General features: G+C 50.7%; 14 protein-coding genes and 2 pseudogenes. 12 read left to right on the top strand and 4 right to left on the bottom strand.

All coding sequences use genetic code 11. The features are described from left to right. Positions 1 to 66 precede the first annotated feature (66 nt). Together betT and pdeL are read left to right on the top strand one after the other, a co-directional pair. The gene (gene betT, locus ACJHYO_RS07545) at positions 67 to 2,100 is read left to right on the top strand and encodes a choline BCCT transporter BetT (RefSeq protein WP_000131040.1); all 2,034 of its coding nucleotides are present in this window, start codon (positions 67 to 69) and stop codon (positions 2,098 to 2,100) included. Positions 2,101 to 2,975: 875 nt separating this feature from the next. Then, positions 2,976 to 4,064, top strand: coding sequence for a DNA-binding transcriptional activator/c-di-GMP phosphodiesterase PdeL (pdeL, locus tag ACJHYO_RS07540; protein ID WP_001295808.1), 1,089 nt, complete (start codon positions 2,976 to 2,978; stop codon positions 4,062 to 4,064). A gap of 41 nt (positions 4,065 to 4,105) precedes the next feature. On the opposite strand, the gene ACJHYO_RS07535 is transcribed toward pdeL, so the two are convergent. Both ACJHYO_RS07535 and ACJHYO_RS07530 read right to left on the bottom strand, forming a co-directional pair. Further along, positions 4,106 to 5,038, bottom strand: a complete 933-nt coding sequence (locus ACJHYO_RS07535; protein ID WP_001084388.1) for a LysR substrate-binding domain-containing protein — start codon at positions 5,036 to 5,038, stop codon at positions 4,106 to 4,108. Between the two features lie 91 nt (positions 5,039 to 5,129). After that, complete coding sequence (locus ACJHYO_RS07530) at positions 5,130 to 5,627, bottom strand: DUF1097 domain-containing protein (RefSeq protein WP_001013871.1); 498 nt, start codon at positions 5,625 to 5,627, stop codon at positions 5,130 to 5,132. Positions 5,628 to 5,884: 257 nt separating this feature from the next. Between ACJHYO_RS07530 and ACJHYO_RS07525 the strand changes: the two genes are divergently transcribed. The 9 genes and pseudogenes from ACJHYO_RS07525 (at position 5,885) to yahM (ending at position 15,228) form a co-directional block, all read left to right on the top strand. After that, a complete protein-coding gene (locus tag ACJHYO_RS07525) occupies positions 5,885 to 6,490 on the top strand; it encodes an ankyrin repeat domain-containing protein (protein WP_085455208.1) in 606 nt (201 codons plus the stop codon). Between the two features lie 39 nt (positions 6,491 to 6,529). After that, positions 6,530 to 7,393 carry a DUF2877 domain-containing protein gene (locus tag ACJHYO_RS07520; protein ID WP_001304856.1) on the top strand — a complete coding sequence of 288 codons (864 nt, stop codon included), beginning with the start codon at positions 6,530 to 6,532 and terminating at the stop codon, positions 7,391 to 7,393. Beyond that, positions 7,383 to 8,930, top strand: coding sequence for an acyl-CoA synthetase FdrA (fdrA, locus tag ACJHYO_RS07515; protein WP_000111853.1), 1,548 nt, complete (start codon positions 7,383 to 7,385; stop codon positions 8,928 to 8,930). The genes ACJHYO_RS07520 and fdrA overlap by 11 nt, the downstream gene beginning before the upstream one ends. After that, positions 8,930 to 10,348 carry a DUF1116 domain-containing protein gene (locus tag ACJHYO_RS07510; protein ID WP_094259069.1) on the top strand — a complete coding sequence of 473 codons (1,419 nt, stop codon included), beginning with the start codon at positions 8,930 to 8,932 and terminating at the stop codon, positions 10,346 to 10,348. Before fdrA ends, ACJHYO_RS07510 begins: the two co-directional genes overlap by 1 nt. 246 nt (positions 10,349 to 10,594) lie before the next feature. Beyond that, positions 10,595 to 11,545, top strand: a complete 951-nt coding sequence (locus tag ACJHYO_RS07505; RefSeq protein ID WP_033555987.1) for a carbamate kinase family protein — start codon at positions 10,595 to 10,597, stop codon at positions 11,543 to 11,545. Positions 11,546 to 11,554: 9 nt separating this feature from the next. Further along, on the top strand, positions 11,555 to 12,937 hold the full coding sequence (locus ACJHYO_RS07500) for an amidohydrolase family protein (protein ID WP_024240629.1): 1,383 nt from the start codon (positions 11,555 to 11,557) through the stop codon (positions 12,935 to 12,937). A 215-nt stretch (positions 12,938 to 13,152) separates the two neighbouring features. Then, positions 13,153 to 13,227, top strand: a pseudogene (locus ACJHYO_RS07495) (hypothetical protein); the annotation flags it as partial. An 86-nt stretch (positions 13,228 to 13,313) separates the two neighbouring features. Then, positions 13,314 to 14,363, top strand: coding sequence for an NADPH-dependent aldehyde reductase YahK (gene yahK, locus ACJHYO_RS07490; protein ID WP_000692730.1), 1,050 nt, complete (start codon positions 13,314 to 13,316; stop codon positions 14,361 to 14,363). 621 nt (positions 14,364 to 14,984) lie between these two features. After that, a pseudogene (yahM, locus tag ACJHYO_RS07485) lies at positions 14,985 to 15,228 on the top strand (protein YahM). A gap of 16 nt (positions 15,229 to 15,244) precedes the next feature. Here the strand turns inward: yahM and ACJHYO_RS07480 are convergent. Further along, positions 15,245 to 15,916: a LysE family transporter gene (locus ACJHYO_RS07480; protein WP_085455210.1), complete on the bottom strand. Its 672-nt coding sequence runs from the start codon at positions 15,914 to 15,916 to the stop codon at positions 15,245 to 15,247. A 146-nt stretch (positions 15,917 to 16,062) separates the two neighbouring features. Here ACJHYO_RS07480 and yahO point away from each other — a divergent pair, with 146 nt between their 5' ends. Next, positions 16,063 to 16,338 carry a DUF1471 family periplasmic protein YahO gene (yahO, locus tag ACJHYO_RS07475; protein WP_410232427.1) on the top strand — a complete coding sequence of 92 codons (276 nt, stop codon included), beginning with the start codon at positions 16,063 to 16,065 and terminating at the stop codon, positions 16,336 to 16,338. Between the two features lie 97 nt (positions 16,339 to 16,435). On the opposite strand, the gene prpR is transcribed toward yahO, so the two are convergent. Then, positions 16,436 to 18,022 carry a propionate catabolism operon regulatory protein PrpR gene (prpR, locus tag ACJHYO_RS07470; RefSeq protein ID WP_085455211.1) on the bottom strand — a complete coding sequence of 529 codons (1,587 nt, stop codon included), beginning with the start codon at positions 18,020 to 18,022 and terminating at the stop codon, positions 16,436 to 16,438. Between the last annotated feature and the right edge of the window lie 146 nt (positions 18,023 to 18,168).

Genomic DNA, 18,168 nt, shown 5'->3' with positions numbered 1-18,168 from the left:
TATAAAATGTGTCTTAATTGTTACTAATTTGATTTTAAATGGTAACAGTAACAGTGGGGATACTGGATGACAGACCTTTCACACAGCAGGGAAAAGGACAAAATCAATCCGGTGGTGTTTTACACTTCCGCCGGACTGATTTTGTTGTTTTCCCTGACAACGATCCTGTTTCGCGACTTCTCGGCCCTGTGGATTGGCCGCACGCTGGACTGGGTTTCTAAAACCTTCGGTTGGTACTATCTGCTGGCGGCAACGCTCTATATTGTCTTTGTGGTCTGTATCGCTTGTTCGCGTTTTGGTTCGGTGAAGCTCGGGCCAGAACAATCAAAACCGGAATTCAGTCTGCTGAGTTGGGCGGCGATGCTGTTTGCTGCCGGGATCGGTATCGACCTGATGTTCTTCTCCGTAGCCGAACCGGTAACGCAGTATATGCAGCCGCCGGAAGGCGCGGGACAGACGATTGAGGCCGCGCGTCAGGCGATGGTCTGGACGCTGTTTCACTACGGCTTAACCGGCTGGTCGATGTATGCGCTGATGGGCATGGCGCTCGGATACTTTAGCTATCGTTATAATTTGCCGCTCACTATCCGCTCGGCGCTGTACCCGATCTTCGGTAAACGGATTAACGGGCCGATAGGTCACTCAGTGGATATTGCTGCGGTGATCGGCACCATCTTCGGTATTGCCACTACGCTCGGTATCGGTGTGGTGCAGCTTAACTATGGCTTGAGCGTGCTGTTTGATATTCCCGATTCGATGGCGGCGAAAGCGGCACTGATCGCCTTGTCGGTGATCATCGCCACTATCTCGGTGACATCCGGTGTTGATAAGGGCATTCGCGTGTTATCGGAACTCAACGTTGCGCTGGCGCTGGGATTGATTCTGTTCGTGTTGTTTATGGGCGACACCTCGTTCCTGCTTAATGCACTGGTGCTGAATGTTGGCGACTATGTGAATCGCTTTATGGGCATGACGCTCAACAGTTTTGCCTTCGACCGTCCGGTTGAGTGGATGAATAACTGGACGCTCTTCTTCTGGGCATGGTGGGTGGCATGGTCGCCGTTTGTCGGCTTGTTCCTGGCGCGTATCTCGCGTGGGCGTACCATTCGCCAGTTCGTGCTGGGCACGTTGATTATTCCGTTTACCTTCACGCTGTTATGGCTCTCGGTATTCGGCAATAGCGCGCTGTATGAAATCATCCACGGCGGCGCGGCATTTGCCGAGGAAGCGATGGTCCATCCGGAGCGCGGCTTCTACAGCCTGCTGGCGCAGTATCCGGCGTTTACCTTTAGCGCCTCCGTCGCCACCATTACTGGCCTGCTATTTTATGTGACCTCGGCGGACTCCGGTGCGCTGGTGCTGGGGAATTTCACCTCGCAGCTTAAAGATATCAACAGCGACGCCCCCGGCTGGCTGCGCGTCTTCTGGTCGGTGGCGATTGGCCTGCTGACGCTAGGCATGCTGATGACCAACGGGATATCCGCGCTGCAAAACACCACGGTGATTATGGGCCTGCCGTTCAGCTTTGTGATCTTCTTCGTGATGGCGGGGTTGTATAAATCTCTGAAGGTAGAAGATTACCGCCGTGAAAGTGCCAACCGCGATACCGCACCGCGACCGCTGGGTCTTCAGGATCGCCTGAGCTGGAAAAAACGTCTCTCGCGCCTGATGAATTATCCGGGCACGCGTTACACTAAACAGATGATGGAGACGGTCTGTTATCCGGCAATGGAAGAAGTGGCGCAGGAACTGCGGTTGCGCGGCGCGTACGTGGAGCTAAAAAACCTGCCGCCGGAAGAGGGACAACAGTTGGGGCATCTGGATTTGTTGGTGCATATGGGCGAAGAGCAGAACTTTGTCTATCAGATTTGGCCGCAGCAATATTCAGTGCCGGGCTTTACCTACCGCGCACGTAGCGGGAAATCGACCTACTACCGGCTGGAAACCTTCCTGTTAGAAGGCAGCCAGGGCAACGACCTGATGGACTACAGCAAAGAGCAGGTGATCACCGATATTCTCGACCAGTACGAGCGGCACCTTAACTTTATCCATCTCCATCGTGAAGCGCCGGGCCATAGCGTGATGTTCCCGGACGCGTGATTGTTATTGCATAAAACCGCGCCATGTCTGCATATGGCGCGGTTTCTCTTACCTCTTGATACGTTATATCTGTACAGTTAAGCCCTTAGTATCGATTGATGATTGCCAGGCAACAGATAATAAAAAAGAAAAGAACTATTGAAGCCCAAAAACTACGTTTGGACTGTTGTGAATGTTCAATAAGCTTAGTCTTATTTAATGTAAATATTGGTGCTAATTTGAAATGACGCTTTATTCATGGGGAACGCGTAGCGCAAATCAACTAAAATCAATGTAACCGTTTGTTGTTTAAGGTTTAATTGTCTGTGTCTGATATTTTATTGATTGTTTTAAATATTGTTTTTATTGTCATTGTTATAATGTTGGCTATCTATTGCTGAATGGATTCAGTCTTAAAAAGCAGGTTGTTAAGGGATAGGCATGGAGTAATGACGTGTATGCATAACCAACATCTTTACTCATTATGTCATTGAATGTTGACGCTATGTGTTTATGAGGTTGAGGTATTTTCAGTTGATCTGGATTGTTAAATTCATATAATGCGCCTTTACTCATGAATGGGCGTCAATACGTAGTGGGAAATTATAAATATCGAAATAGTCCAACTACTTCTTTATTACCAAAAATGAGTATCTGAATTTTAATATTGCATTCTTGCGTGATTATCTCCTGAGTTTGACTTGTGATTACCTTTTTAAGGTATTTAGCGTAACTGTTTTTGAGCGAGCATCAGAGGTAAAGATAATCTTCTTGATAGTGATGTGGGATGTTATACGTATGGCATCGCTAATGTTTATGGTTACCCCTTATGTGTGCTCAGGAATCCACAGGTAATCACTCATACTGAACAGCGATAAAAGATAAAAGGTGTGTTCATGAATTCATGTGATTTTCGTGTTTTTCTGCAAGAGTTCGGTACAACGGTTCATTTGTCATTGCCTGGTAGCGTATCCGAGAAAGAACGACTGCTACTCAAGCTGCTGATGCAGGGAATGTCTGTAACAGAAATATCACAGTACAGAAATCGCAGTGCAAAGACCATTTCACATCAAAAGAAACAGCTCTTTGAGAAACTGGGGATTCAGAGCGATATTACTTTCTGGCGGGATATTTTCTTTCAGTACAATCCGGAGATCATATCCGCCACGGGTAATAATAGTCACAAATATATTAATGATAATCACTATCACCATATCGTCACGCCTGAAGCCATCAGTCTGGCGTTGGAAAACCACGAGTTTAAACCGTGGATCCAACCGGTTTTCTGCGCGCAGACTGGGGTACTGACGGGCTGTGAAGTGCTTGTCCGCTGGGAACATCCACAAACGGGAATGATCCCACCGGATCAGTTTATTCCTCTGGCGGAGTCATCCGGTCTTATTGTCATAATGACTCGCCAGCTGATGAAACAGACTGCGGATATTCTGATGCCGGTAAAACATTTGCTGCCGGACAATTTCCATATTGGTATCAACGTCTCGGCGGGCTGTTTTTTGGCTGCGGGATTTGAAAAAGAGTGTCTGAACCTGGTTAAGAAATTAGGTAACGATAAAATCAAGCTGGTTCTTGAGCTGACGGAACGTAATCCTATTCCGGTAACGCCAGAAGCCAGAGCGATATTTGACAGCCTTCATCAGCACAATATTACTTTTGCGCTGGATGACTTTGGTACGGGTTATGCGACCTATCGTTACTTGCAGGCGTTCCCGGTCGATTTTATTAAAATTGACAAGTCGTTTGTGCAAATGGCGAGTGTCGATGAAATCTCCGGTCATATTGTGGACAATATTGTCGAACTGGCGCGTAAGCCTGGTCTGAGTATCGTGGCGGAAGGGGTAGAAACCCAGGAGCAGGCGGATTTAATGATCGGTAAAGGCGTTCACTTTTTACAGGGCTATTTGTACTCTCCGCCAGTACCGGGTAATAAATTTATCTCTGAATGGGTAATGAAAGCAGGTGGTTGATGTAAACCGCTATTCACAGCGCATCGGGAGGTTGGCAGCGATTAATTCTCCCGATGCAGTAAATCCTGATAGATCCCCGTTAATATGCCATTTGGCGCAAATTGTTTTTTAATCCACTGCGTCACCTGACCGGTGGCAGAGTGCTGGGTTGCGAGTAACATGCGTGAATCCTGGCGCGGGTTATGGATTTGTCGGGTAACCAGCAAGGATTGCGCCATCGCCTCACGGACCATGTAATCCGGCAAAAAACCAATTCCTTCACCTAAAATCTGGCACTGACATTTGGTGTTGAAATCTGGCACCAGAATTGACTCCTGCCCATGCAGCAACCAGCCCACTTTTTTATTAATCGTATGCGCGGTGTCCTCCACCATGATATTAGGGTAGAGACGCAGCTGGCTTTCGGCGATCGGCTCCGGCACAAAGGCTAATGGGTGATCCGGGGCGATGGCAAAAGCCCAGCGAATCGCGCCAATCTCCGTGTAATCAATGCCGCCACCGTCCAGCAGCGTGTCGGGGGCGCCGATAGCGATATTTGCCTGATTATTAATAATCGCATCCCAGACGCCGTTATACACTTCGGTGGTGACGGTAATCTGGCAGGTAGGAAACTGCTTTTTCAGCACCTGTAATAAGCGTGCGGTGTGTTTGGGCGTATAAAGCAGCTGATTAATACAAATGCGCACACGCGCTTCTATGCCCTGCGAAATAGTATCGATACTGCGTTTAATGGCATGAAAATCATTCAGCAGGTCGGTAGCTTTGCGGAAAAAATAACGCCCGGACTCCGTTAACTCAATGCTGCGGGTACTGCGAGTGAACAGCACCACATCCAGCCCCGTCTCCATACGTTTAATGGTGTAGCTAATGGCGGAAGTGGTTAAACCCAACTCTTCTGCGGCTTTACTGAAGCTGCCAAAACGCGCAGCGGTAGTAAATGCCAACAGATTCTCTTCGGTAAAAATTGAGTTCATTGACCCGCTCCCGCCATTTTCGATTCTGAATTTCTCCAGCCATGACTGTAGAGGTATCCATTAAAGATGGATAATCATTTTTGAATAACTTTTAATACCCGTCGCTTTTGGTCGTCGCTTCGCTTAATTTTTGTCCGCCGTATTCTGAAATTATCCCCACGCAGTTACCCGCCAGAAAACCCAGTAATGTCACCGTCCAGTTCATCCCGCTGGCAAAAAATAGCGTCATGCCGAGAAAGCCTCCGGGAATAAAAGACAGTAACCAGAAACGCCCTTGCCAGACCACCACCGCCGAGAAGGGTACAGTCGTAATCACGCTCGCCCAGAACGCGGACAGTCCACTCACCGGGGCCAGCCAACCGGCAGCCAGCGCGGCGAAAAACGCCCACACCATCCCGGAATAATTAACCGCCAGGCTTTTGATAAACCCCGATTTACCGCCGCCTGCGGCATAAAAACTGCAAAAGGCGACGAAGCCAATGGTTCCTAATAATTCCCATCCCTGAGAGAGCCCGACATGTGAAGACACTAACTGCCAAAGCCCTGCACAAATACCGACGGTGACACCCGTTGCCGTGAGTCCGTTCATCTTGTTCCCCTCTGGTTAGACATGGACGAAAGCTACTCTTACATGTGCAGACTATAGAGAAATAAAACCTGATTGAGTGAAAGGGTATCGGGTCAAAGAAACAAATATTGCACTACCGCACACGGCGAAAAGATTGTTGAACATCATTCAACAAAAAGGCGAAATACGGCGAATTAAATTTAAGCGGGTTCTTTTATCAGATTATCGTTGCTATTCTCAATTCATCGAAAACAGCCACAAAAACCAGGGGAATGTGAATGACTATAAAAAATCTACCTGCCGACTATTTATTGGCTGCACAACAGGGCGATATCGATAAAGTAAAAAACTGCCTTGCGCTGGGTGTCGATATTAATACCTGCGATCGCCACGGGAAAACGGCAATTACGCTGGCAAGTTTATATCAGCAATATGCTTGCGTTCAGGCATTAATTGACGCCGGAGCGGATATTAATAAACAAGATCATACCTGTTTAAATCCTTTTTTAATTAGCTGTCTGAACGATGATTTAACGCTACTACGAATTATTTTACCGGCTAAACCCGATCTTAATTGCGTAACCCGTTTTGGCGGTGTCGGCCTGACGCCTGCCTGTGAAAAAGGCCATTTAAGTATTGTAAAAGAGCTTTTGGCAAATACGGAGATTAACGTTAACCAGACTAACCATGTTGGCTGGACACCGTTGCTGGAAGCGATTGTGCTTAACGATGGCGGGATTAAACAGCAGGCGATTGTCCAGTTATTGCTGGAACACGGTGCCAGCCCGAATCTGACCGATAAATATGGCAAAACGCCGCTGGAACTGGCGCGGGAACGGGGCTTTGAAGAGATTGCGCAGTTGCTGATCGCCGCAGGTGCATAAACCGGGAGGCTTGTTATCAACACACCAGAAAAACGGTGTGTGTGGGCGCTAACTGCGGATGCTGATTTTCTGGCGCAGCGGGGGCAAGGACAGGTTGAACAGGTCTTTGCCAGAGCGGTAAATATCGTACTCCCGGCTCGCCAGCAGTTGCTGACGCTGCTTTGTGAAGAGTACGACAATGCGCCTAACAGTTGTCGGTTGGCACTCACTCACTTTAATGGTCTGTTCCGGCATGGTGATAAGGTTCAGTTTGACGATCAAGGCATTACGATTGGTCAACATCATCATATAGAGATGAGTCATTGCCAGCGTTGGCTGTCCCCAACCATGCAAATGACCGCTCTGAATTTTCACCTTATCGCCTGGCAACAGTGGCACGACATTATTCATCAGCACCTGGGGGAAAATGAAACCCTGTTTAATTATCGCGGCGATAATCCGTTTTATCAGGCGTTAAATAAAGAACTACATATTAAACGTCGGGCAGTTATTCAGGCCGTAAACGATAAACAAAATATCGCCGTAGCGGTCGCCAGTATGATGGGCTTAGGGATTGGCCTTACGCCATCAGCCGATGATTATCTGACCGGACTGGTACTTATTTTATTTATTTCCGGACATCCGGCGGAAAAATACAAAGAGGAATTTTATCTCGGTTTGCAACGCGGCAGAAATAATACCACGTTATTAAGTGCCATCACGCTGGAAGCCGCATTACAACAACGCTGCCGGGAAAATATTCATCGTTTTATTCACAACATTATTTATGACATCCCTGGGAACGCAACTCAGGCAATAGAAAAAATTAAACATATTGGCTCCAGTTCCGGCTGCGACATGCTGTATGGCATGGCCGATGGTTGTGCGCTGAGCCAAACTTACGGAGGGAATTATGTCAGTTAAAATAGTCATTAAACCGAATACCTATTTTGATTCTGTCTCGCTGATGTCTATCTCCACGCGTGCAAATAAACTCGACGGCGTCGAGCAGGCATTTGTGGCGATGGCGACCGAAATGAACAAAGGCGTGTTGAAGAATTTAGGACTGCTGACGCCGGAGCTGGAGCAGGCGAAAAACGGCGACCTGATGATTGTCATCAATGGTAAATCGGGTGTGGACAACGAGCAGTTGCTGGCGGAGATTGAAGAACTGTTCAACACCAAAGCGCAAAGCGGCTCGCACGAGGCGCGTTACGCCACTATTGCCAGCGCCAAAAAGTATATCCCGGAAAGTAACCTGGCAGTGATTTCGGTCAACGGTCTGTTTGCCGCTCGCGAAGCGCGTCAGGCGCTGCAAAATGACCTCAACGTGATGCTGTTTTCCGATAATGTCTCAGTTGAAGATGAACTGGCGCTCAAACAGTTGGCCCATGAAAAAGGGCTGCTGATGATGGGGCCAGACTGCGGCACGGCGATTATCAACGGCGCGGCGCTCTGCTTTGGTAACGCCGTGCGTCGCGGCAACATCGGTATTGTTGGCGCATCTGGCACCGGCAGCCAGGAATTGAGCGTCCGTATCCATGAATTTGGTGGCGGCGTTTCACAACTGATCGGCACCGGCGGGCGCGACCTGAGCGAGAAAATCGGTGGCCTGATGATGCTCGATGCCATCGGGATGCTGGAAAACGATCCGCAAACTGAAATCATTGTGCTTATCTCCAAACCGCCTGCGCCTGCGGTGGCTCGCAAAGTGCTGGAACGCGCACGCGCCTGCCGCAAGCCAGTGGTGGCCTGCTTCCTCGGTCGTGGCGAAACGTCAGTGGATGAGCAGGGGCTACAGTTTGCTCGCGGCAGCAAAGAGGCGGCATTGAAAGCGGTGATGCTCTCCGGCGTGAAACAAGAACATCTCGACCTGCATACGCTTAACCAGCCGTTGATTGCGGATGTGCGGGCGCGTCTGCAACCGCAGCAGAAATACATTCGTGGTCTGTTCTGCGGCGGTACGCTGTGTGACGAAACCCTGTTCGCGGTGATGGAAAAACATGGCGATGTCTACAGCAATATCCAGCCCGATCCTGAATTCCGCCTGCAAGATATCAACCGCAGCATCAAACACACCTTCCTCGACTTTGGCGATGATGACTTCACCAACGGCAAGCCGCATCCAATGATTGACCCGACCAACCGTATCAGCCGCTTGATCGAAGAAGCGCGCGATCCAGAAGTGGCGGTGATCGTGATGGATTTTGTGCTCGGATTTGGATCGCATGAAGATCCGGTCGGTTCCACCATCGAGGCGATCAAAGAAGCGAAAGCGATCGCCGCTGCCGAAGGACGCGAGTTGATCATTCTCGCCTATGTGCTGGGCACCGATCTCGATACGCCATCATTAGAACAACAAAGCCAGATGCTGCTTGATGCCGGAGTGATTCTGGCGAGCAGCAGCACCAATACCGGATTGCTGGCGCGTGAATTTATCTGCAAAGGGGAGGAAGCCTGATGAGCCAGTCACTGTTTAGCCAACCGTTGAATGTTATTAACGTCGGTATCGCCATGTTTAGCGATGATCTGAAAAAGCAGCATGTAGAAGTGACCCAACTCGACTGGACGCCGCCGGGGCAGGGCAATATGCAGGTGGTGCAGGCGCTGGATAACATTGCCGATTCGCCGCTGGCAGACAAAATCGCCGCCGCTAACCAGCAGGCGCTGGAGCGCATTATCCAGTCGCATCCGGTGCTAATCGGCTTTGATCAGGCGATTAACGTGGTGCCGGGCATGACGGCGAAAACCATTCTTCACGCCGGGCCACCGGTCACCTGGGAAAAAATGTGCGGCGCGATGAAAGGCGCGGTCACCGGGGCGCTGGTGTTCGAAGGGCTGGCGAAAGATCTCGATGAGGCGGCTGAACTGGCGGCCTCCGGGGAGATCACCTTCTCGCCGTGCCACGAGCACGACTGCGTGGGTTCGATGGCGGGTGTTACCTCGGCCTCGATGTTTATGCACATCGTGAAAAACAAAACCTACGGCAACATCGCTTATACCAACATGAGCGAGCAGATGGCGAAGATTTTGCGTATGGGCGCCAACGACCAGAGCGTGATCGACCGCCTCAACTGGATGCGCGATGTTCAGGGGCCAATGCTGCGCGACGCGATGAAAATTATCGGCGAGATCGATCTGCGCTTAATGCTGGCGCAGGCGCTGCATATGGGCGATGAGTGCCATAACCGCAATAACGCCGGGACGACGTTGCTGATTCAGGCGCTGACGCCGGGAATTATTCAGGCAGGTTATTCCGTCGAGCAACAGCGCGAAGTGTTCGAGTTTGTTGCCAGCAGCGACTACTTCTCCGGCCCGACGTGGATGGCGATGTGTAAAGCGGCGATGGATGCGGTGCACGGCATCGAATACAGCACTGTGGTGACCACCATGGCGCGTAACGGCGTCGAGTTCGGCCTGCGGGTCAGCGGCCTGCCGGGGCAATGGTTTACCGGCCCGGCGCAGCAGGTGATCGGCCCGATGTTTGCCGGTTATAAGCCGGAAGATTCGGGGCTGGATATTGGCGACAGCGCCATCACCGAAACCTACGGTATTGGCGGATTTGCGATGGCGACCGCGCCTGCAATCGTCGCGCTGGTGGGCGGTACGGTGGAAGAGGCTATCGATTTCTCCCGCCAGATGCGTGAAATCACTCTCGGTGAAAACCCCAACGTCACCATTCCGCTGCTCGGTTTTATGGGCGTGCCGTCGGCAATCGACATCACCCGCGTGGGCAGCAGCGGCATTCTGCCGGTGATCAACACCGCCATTGCCCATAAAGATGCGGGCGTCGGCATGATTGGCGCGGGCATTGTGCATCCACCCTTCGCCTGCTTCGAGAAAGCCATTTTTGGCTGGTGCGAACGTTACGGCGTCTGATCTGTAAAGTGCGCGTTGTTTCTGCCGGATGCGGCGTGAACGCCTTATCCGGCCTACGAATGGCGCAAGAATCTGTAGGCCTGATAAGCGTAGCGCATCAGGCATTGGTCACCACAGCCGGATGCGGCGTGAACGCCTTATCCGGCCTACGAATGGCACGGGAATCTGTAGGCCTGATAAGCATAGCGCATCAGGCAGTCTGGCGTTGGTCATAACCCCATCACCCTCTGTCGCGGACATAACAACATGAAAGAACTTGTGGTCGTTGCCATTGGTGGCAACAGCATTATCAAAGATAACGCCAGCCAGTCGATTGAGCATCAGGCGGAGGCGGTGAAAGCCGTGGCCGATACGGTGCTGGAAATGCTGGCTTCCGATTACGACATTGTGCTGACCCACGGCAACGGGCCGCAGGTCGGGCTGGATTTACGCCGCGCGGAGATTGCCCACGAGCGCGAAGGGCTGCCCTTAACGCCGCTGGCGAACTGTGTGGCGGATACGCAAGGTGGCATTGGCTATCTGATCCAGCAGGCGCTGAACAACCGACTGGCGCGTCACGGCGAGAAAAAAGCCGTCACCGTGGTGACTCAGGTGGAAGTGGATAAAAACGATCCGGGGTTTGCCCATCCCATCAAGCCCATCGGCGCATTCTTTAGTGAAAGCCAGCGTGACGAACTACAAAAGGCAAACCCTGACTGGCGTTTTGTTGAAGATGCAGGACGGGGCTATCGCCGCGTGGTCGCCTCGCCGGAACCGAAACGTATTGTCGAAGCACCTGCCATTAAGGCGCTGATCCAACAAGGCTTTGTGGTGATTGGCGCGGGCGGCGGTGGAATTCCTGTGGTGCGCACCGAAGCGGGAGATTATCAAAGCGTGGACGCGGTTATCGACAAAGATCTCTCTACCGCGCTACTGGCCCGTGAAATTCACGCCGACATTCTGGTGATCACCACTGGCGTTGAAAAAGTGTGTATTCACTTTGGCAAACCGCAGCAGCAGGCGCTCGATCGCGTAGATATTGCCACCATGACCCGCTATATGCAGGAAGGGCATTTCCCACCTGGCAGCATGTTGCCAAAAATCATCGCCAGCCTGACGTTCCTGGAACAGGGCGGCAAAGAAGTGATTATCACCACGCCGGAATGCTTGCCTGCGGCGCTACGCGGCGAAACGGGCACCCATATTATTAAAACCTAAGGACGTAAGATGAAAGAAAACAATAGCCGCCGTGAATTTCTGAGCCAGAGCGGTAAGATGGTTACCGCCGCCGCGCTGTTTGGTCCCTCAGTGCCGCTCGCCCATGCGGGGGGAGCTGGCACCCTAAACTGCGAAGCGAACAACACCATGAAAATCACTGACCCGCATTACTATCTCGATAACGTGCTGCTGGAAACCGGTTTTGACTACGAAAATGGCGTGGCGGTGCAGACCCGCACGGCGCGCCAGACTGTGGAAATTCAGAACGGTAAAATTGTTGCCCTGCGCGAGAACAAGCAGCATCCGGACGCCACGCTGCCGCACTATGACGCTGGCGGTAAGCTGATGCTGCCCACCACCCGCGACATGCATATTCATCTCGACAAAACCTTCTACGGCGGGCCGTGGCGCTCGCTCAATCGTCCGGCAGGCACCACTATCCAGGACATGATCAAACTCGAGCAGAAAATGCTGCCGGAACTGCAACCGTACACGCAGGAACGGGCGGAAAAACTGATCGATTTATTGCAGTCGAAAGGCACCACCATTGCCCGCAGCCACTGCAATATCGAACCGGTTTCCGGCCTGAAAAATCTGCAAAATTTGCAGGCGGTGCTGGCGCGACGTCAGGCGGGCTTCAAGTGTGAAATCGTCGCCTTTCCGCAGCACGGTTTGCTGCTGTCGAAATCGGAATCCTTAATGCGCGAAGCGATGCAGGCGGGGGCGCATTATGTCGGCGGGCTGGACCCGACCAGTGTCGATGGCGCGATGGAAAAATCCCTCGACACCATGTTCCAGATTGCGCTGGACTATGACAAAGGCGTCGATATTCACCTGCACGAAACCACGCCGGCAGGCGTGGCAGCCATCAATTATATGGTTGAAACAGTGGAGAAAACGCCGCAGCTAAAAGGCAAGCTGACCATCAGTCACGCCTTTGCGCTGGCAACGCTCAACGAACAACAGGTAGATGAACTGGCGCACCGGATGGTGGCGCAGCAAATTTCTATCGCCTCGACGGTGCCGATTGGCACGTTGCATATGCCGCTCAAACAGCTGCACGACAAAGGCGTAAAAGTGATGACCGGCACCGACAGCGTTATCGACCACTGGTCACCCTACGGCCTGGGCGACATGCTGGAAAAAGCCAATCTGTACGCGCAGCTCTATATTCGCCCTAACGAACAGAATTTATCCCGCTCGCTGTTTTTAGCCACCGGTGATGTATTGCCGCTAAATGAAAAAGGCGAGCACGTGTGGCCAAAAGCGCAGGATGACGCCAGTTTTGTGCTGGTGGACGCTTCCTGTTCCGCCGAGGCGGTGGCGCGTATCTCGCCGAGAACCGCAACGTTCCATAAAGGGCAACTGGTGTGGGGGAGTGTGGCAGGTTGATGCGCATTTGAAACGCCTGCAACGGTGAACAGTAAGAGATTTAAGCCCCAGGGAGTGGGGCGGCCTGAGTATGAGTGTGTTGGCAGAAATGGACATTATCTTTGAAGAATATGCCCTTATTGACGTTGTGTAGATAACTATTTGTCTACGTGAAAATATCATCAGTTTTGCCGATTTTTGTCTTTTACGGATAGCAAATATCACACTTATAGGCGCTCGCCTTATGGGGAACGTTGCTGCTCTGTTTCATTCAGGCTCGCGGCATGTTAGGGCTGGATCGGGTGGTTTAAATATTGGCTATATTCAATGGACGCGTTTTGCCGCGATGACATATCAGGCATCGCCAAATACACATAGCTAATCAGGAGTAAACACAATGAAGATCAAAGCTGTTGGTGCATATTCCGCTAAACAACCGCTTGAACCGATGGATATCACCCGGCGTGAACCGGGACCGCATGATGTCAAAATCGAAATCGCTTACTGTGGCGTCTGCCATTCCGATCTCCACCAGGTCCGTTCGGAGTGGGCGGGGACGGTTTACCCCTGCGTGCCGGGTCATGAAATTGTGGGGCGCGTGGTAGCCGTTGGTGATCAGGTAGAAAAACATGCGCCGGGCGATCTGGTTGGTGTCGGCTGCATTGTCGACAGTTGTAAACATTGCGAAGAGTGTGAAGATGGGCTGGAAAACTACTGTGATCACATGACCGGAACCTATAACTCGCCGACGCCGGATGAACCGGGCCATACTCTGGGCGGCTACTCACAACAGATCGTCGTTCATGAGCGATATGTTCTGCGTATTCGTCACCCGCAAGAGCAGTTGGCGGCGGTGGCTCCTTTATTGTGTGCAGGAATCACCACGTACTCGCCGCTACGCCACTGGCAGGCCGGGCCGGGTAAAAAAGTGGGCGTGGTCGGCATCGGCGGTCTGGGACATATGGGGATTAAACTGGCCCACGCGATGGGGGCGCATGTGGTGGCATTTACCACTTCTGAGTCAAAACGCGAAGCGGCAAAAGCCCTGGGGGCCGATGAAGTTGTTAACTCACGCAATGCCGATGAGATGGTGGCTCATGTGAAGAGTTTCGATTTCATTTTGAATACAGTAGCTGCGCCACATAATCTCGACGATTTTACCACCTTGCTGAAGCGCGATGGCACCATAACGCTGGTTGGTGCGCCTGCGACACCGCATAAATCGCCGGAAGTTTTCAACCTGATCATGAAACGCCGCGCGATAGCTGGTTCTATGATTGGCGGCATTCCAGAAACTCAGGAGATGCTCGATTTTTGCGCCGAACATGGCATCGTGGCTGATATAGAGATGATTCGGGCCGATCAAATTAATGAAGCCTATGAGCGAATGCTGCGTGGTGATGTGAAATATCGTTTTGTTATCGATAATCGCACACTAACAGACTGAAAAAATTAATAAACATCCTGTGGTTTAACATATTAACTTCGCTCCACTTAACTTTTTAGTTAAGGAGAGCGAAATAATATCAAAGTAGTGGTAAACCTATAGCGTAAATTCAGATTGTTAAATTAACTCCACTACTTTACACGTTAGTTATGAGCGATTTCTGATAGTGTATGGTTTAATCAGAGCTTTATTATCTGCGACGTTTATTTTTATTTAAGAGAGCCACCTGCAAGTTGTTATTCCACCAGAGAGTGAATCGCAAAGCAGGTCATCATTTCATCTGTATATCTGTATGCCAAATGGCATTCCCCCTCCTTTTTCGCCGATATTTTGTTGTGAACGGCGGAGTTTCGCTTAAAAAAGCACCAGTAGTGGTTTCGCAGCTATATGGTGTATAAAAAATGTTCTCATACAGATGTTTTGTGAATGTGTGGGTTGACATTCATATGAAAAAAATCATAATTCCATCATGTTTGTGTGGGGTCTTTTCTGTATCTTACGCATCGCACTCAAGCCTGACAGAAAATATGTTGTAAGGCTCATATCAAAAACCGCCATTAGCTCATCAGGAAGAGCAGACGACAACCAGGATTGTTGTATGGTACGGGGTTCGAGGCCTCGATGGCGGTCCAACTTTTCAAAACTTTTCTGAATCAGATCCCCTTATTATCATCCCTGCAAAGTGGAACATTGCCATTGTTTGGCTATTCAGGACGGGTCAGACCAATGAAAAAGCCCACACAGGGGAGAGTGGCTGAAATGGGAAGCTAAAGACTCAAGTAAACTTATCGGAAATAAGGACCACGCATTACGGGGGCTATCGTCGCCGATGGTCGGGATCCGGCAAATCAGGTTGATTACGTAGAGAGTAAATTATCTGCTCACCGCTGCGTCACCCCTTCGTAAATCAGGCGTAGCGCGAATACACCAATAATTGCACCAATAACCCGACTGGCAACGCGTTGCATACGCCCATAAGCACGACGCACTGCGGGCAAAGAAAACGCCTGACTAAGAAAGACTCGCCAGATAATTGATGCGAGCACAATCCCCGCCCAGGCCATTAATCGTGCCCATGTTGGTGTTTCGGCATGTAATGTTACTGAGAAAATACTGATAAAAAATAAAACGGTTTGCGGGTTAGAGAGATCGGTAATTAATCCACGGCGGAAAAAGACATACCAGGGGGCGCTAATCGGTTGTTGTAGTGTGCTCATTTGCGGTGTTGACAGGCGGTGCATGCTACACCATGCAAACCATAAGAGATAAGCGCCGCCGACGATTCTGATAAGCGAAAAAATCTCCTCACACTGCGTAATTAGCGTTGCAAGACCAAACAAACCCAACCCGGAATAAAATGCATCGCCCAGCGCCACGCCCAGCCCGGTCAACACCCCTGCGCGTCGACCGGAAGCCAGGCTGGTTTGTTCTACCACAAAGAGATTGGCTCCCGGATTAAAAAAAGTAATCACGAACAATCCTACGGTCAGGTAAACGGCGTGCAAAGGATCCATAGTGATTTCATCCATAAATAAGTGAAGTAACTTCATCATATTTCTACCAAAAATAATCGGGTGCGAGAGAGATCACAAAGTGTCTTATTTCCGGTTACTGGCGTTTATGCCCTGACTGAACTAATTATTAATCAACCCAATAATGTGGGTGGGTGATAGTGTGATAACAACTCTGGAGCCGTAATATGAAAATAATCTCTAAAATGTTAGTCGGTGCGTTAGCGTTTGCCGTTACCAATGTCTATGCCGCAGAATTAATGACCAAAGCGGAATTTGAAAAGGTTGCATCGCAATATGAAAAAATAGATGATATTTCAACCAGTAATGAAATGTCGACCGCAGATGCGAAAGAAGATTTGATCAAAAAAGCCGATGAAAAAGGGGCTGATGTGTTGGTGCTGACCTCTGGTCAAACTGACAATAAGATTCACGGCACGGCAAATATTTATAAGAAGAAGTAATTCTGAAACCTATGTAAACATCCCCGATGCGTAAGTTTATCGGTGATCATCTATTGAAATTTATGCCGGATAAAGCGTTCGCGCTGCATTCGGCAGTTCAGTTTTTCAGCCGCCGCCAGAACGTCGTCCGGCTTATGCCTAAATAATTCGCCGCTGCTGTTTTATCGCCTTTAAATTTCTCCAGTGCCTGTTGTGGTGTCAGTAAGCGTGGAGCGGGAATTTTCGCCGACTCGCGCGCCAGCTCCGGCAGTAGCAGCTGCAAAAACTGCGGCGTTAAATCCGGCGTCGGTTCCACACTTAAAAACAGCGCCAGTCGCTCCATCATATTGCGCAGTTCTCGAATATTGCCCGGCCAGTCGTAGTGCACCAGCACGGTTTCGCTTGCCTGTAATCCCTGGCGTAATGCGGAAGAAAACGGGGCAGCAAGTGCAGCCAGAGACACTTTCAAAAAACTTTCCGCCAGCGGCAGAATATCCGTCACCCGCTCGCGCAGTGGTGGCAATTGCAGACGCAAAATACTCAGCCGATAAAACAGATCACGGCGAAACTGCCCTTGCCGCATATCTTCTTCCAGATTGCAGTGAGTGGCGCTAATGACTCGCACATCCACCGGAACAGGCTGATGCCCGCCGACGCGGGTGACCTCTTTTTCTTCCAGCATCCGCAGCAGCCGAGTCTGCAACGGCAGCGGCATTTCGCCTATCTCGTCAAGAAACAGCGTGCCACCGTGGGCGATTTCGAACAGCCCGGCGCGACCTCCGCGTCGCGAGCCGGTAAACGCCCCTTCCTCATAGCCAAACAGCTCCGCTTCCAGCAGCGATTCGGCAATCGCTCCGCAGTTGACGGCAACAAACGGATGCGACTTTTTGCCCTGTCGCGCATCGTGGCGGGCAAAATATTCTCGATGAATCGCCTGGGCCGCCAGCTCTTTGCCCGTCCCCGTTTCCCCTTCAATCAACACTGCCGCACTGGAGCGGGCATACAGCAAAATAGTCTGCCGCACCTGTTCCATCTGTGGTGATTGACCGAGCATATCGCCCAGCACGTAACGAGTACGCAGGGCGTTGCGGGTGGCATCGTGAGTGTTATGGCGTAACGACATGCGCGTCATATCCAGCGCATCGCTGAACGCCTGGCGTACGGTGGCGGCGGAATAAATAAAAATTCCGGTCATTCCGGCTTCTTCTGCCAGATCGGTAATCAGCCCCGCGCCGACCACCGCTTCGGTGCCGTTAGCTTTCAGCTCGTTAATCTGCCCGCGCGCGTCTTCTTCGGTAATGTAGCTACGTTGGTCGAGGCGCAAATTAAAGGTTTTTTGAAACGCCACCAGCGCCGGAATAGTTTCCTGATAAGTGACAACGCCGATAGAAGAGGTGAGTTTTCCGGCTTTTGCCAGTGCCTGTAACACATCGTAGCCGCTCGGTTTAATCAAAATAACTGGCACTGACAGGCGGCTTTTAAGATATGCGCCGTTAGAGCCAGCAGCGATGATGGCGTCACAGCGTTCGCTTGCCAGTTTCTTGCGGATGTAGGTCACCGCTTTTTCAAAGCCAAGCTGGATAGGGGTAATGTTCGCCAGATGATCAAACTCGAGGCTGATATCGCGAAACAGCTCGAACAGCCGCGTTACAGATACCGTCCAGATAACCGGTTTGTCGTCATTCAGCCGTGGTGGATGTGCCATAGCGCACCGCAAAGTTAAGAAACCGAATATTGGGTTTAGTCTTGTTTCATAATTGTTGCAATGAAACGCGGTGAAACATTGCCTGAAACGTTAACTGAAACGCATATTTGCGGATTACTTCATGACTTTATCTTTAACTCATTGAA

This window comes from Escherichia sp. WS1118 (genome assembly GCF_046487695.1).
Taxonomy (GTDB): domain Bacteria; phylum Pseudomonadota; class Gammaproteobacteria; order Enterobacterales; family Enterobacteriaceae; genus Escherichia; species Escherichia coli.
The sequence above is the reverse complement of the archived record's forward strand: the minus strand, read 5'-3'. Positions and strand labels throughout refer to the sequence as shown.

Bases quoted from the DNA above. Each gene is read 5' to 3' on its own strand.
- betT (WP_000131040.1), top strand. From the start codon at position 67: ATGACAGACCTTTCACACAGCAGGGAAAAGGACAAAATCAATCCGGTG.
- pdeL (WP_001295808.1), top strand. From the start codon at position 2,976: ATGAATTCATGTGATTTTCGTGTTTTTCTGCAAGAGTTCGGTACAACG.
- ACJHYO_RS07535 (WP_001084388.1), bottom strand. From the start codon at position 5,038: ATGAACTCAATTTTTACCGAAGAGAATCTGTTGGCATTTACTACCGCT.
- ACJHYO_RS07530 (WP_001013871.1), bottom strand. From the start codon at position 5,627: ATGAACGGACTCACGGCAACGGGTGTCACCGTCGGTATTTGTGCAGGG.
- ACJHYO_RS07525 (WP_085455208.1), top strand. From the start codon at position 5,885: ATGACTATAAAAAATCTACCTGCCGACTATTTATTGGCTGCACAACAG.
- fdrA (WP_000111853.1), top strand. From the start codon at position 7,383: ATGTCAGTTAAAATAGTCATTAAACCGAATACCTATTTTGATTCTGTC.
- ACJHYO_RS07510 (WP_094259069.1), top strand. From the start codon at position 8,930: ATGAGCCAGTCACTGTTTAGCCAACCGTTGAATGTTATTAACGTCGGT.
- ACJHYO_RS07505 (WP_033555987.1), top strand. From the start codon at position 10,595: ATGAAAGAACTTGTGGTCGTTGCCATTGGTGGCAACAGCATTATCAAA.
- ACJHYO_RS07500 (WP_024240629.1), top strand. From the start codon at position 11,555: ATGAAAGAAAACAATAGCCGCCGTGAATTTCTGAGCCAGAGCGGTAAG.
- yahK (WP_000692730.1), top strand. From the start codon at position 13,314: ATGAAGATCAAAGCTGTTGGTGCATATTCCGCTAAACAACCGCTTGAA.
- ACJHYO_RS07480 (WP_085455210.1), bottom strand. From the start codon at position 15,916: ATGATGAAGTTACTTCACTTATTTATGGATGAAATCACTATGGATCCT.
- yahO (WP_410232427.1), top strand. From the start codon at position 16,063: ATGAAAATAATCTCTAAAATGTTAGTCGGTGCGTTAGCGTTTGCCGTT.
- prpR (WP_085455211.1), bottom strand. From the start codon at position 18,022: ATGGCACATCCACCACGGCTGAATGACGACAAACCGGTTATCTGGACG.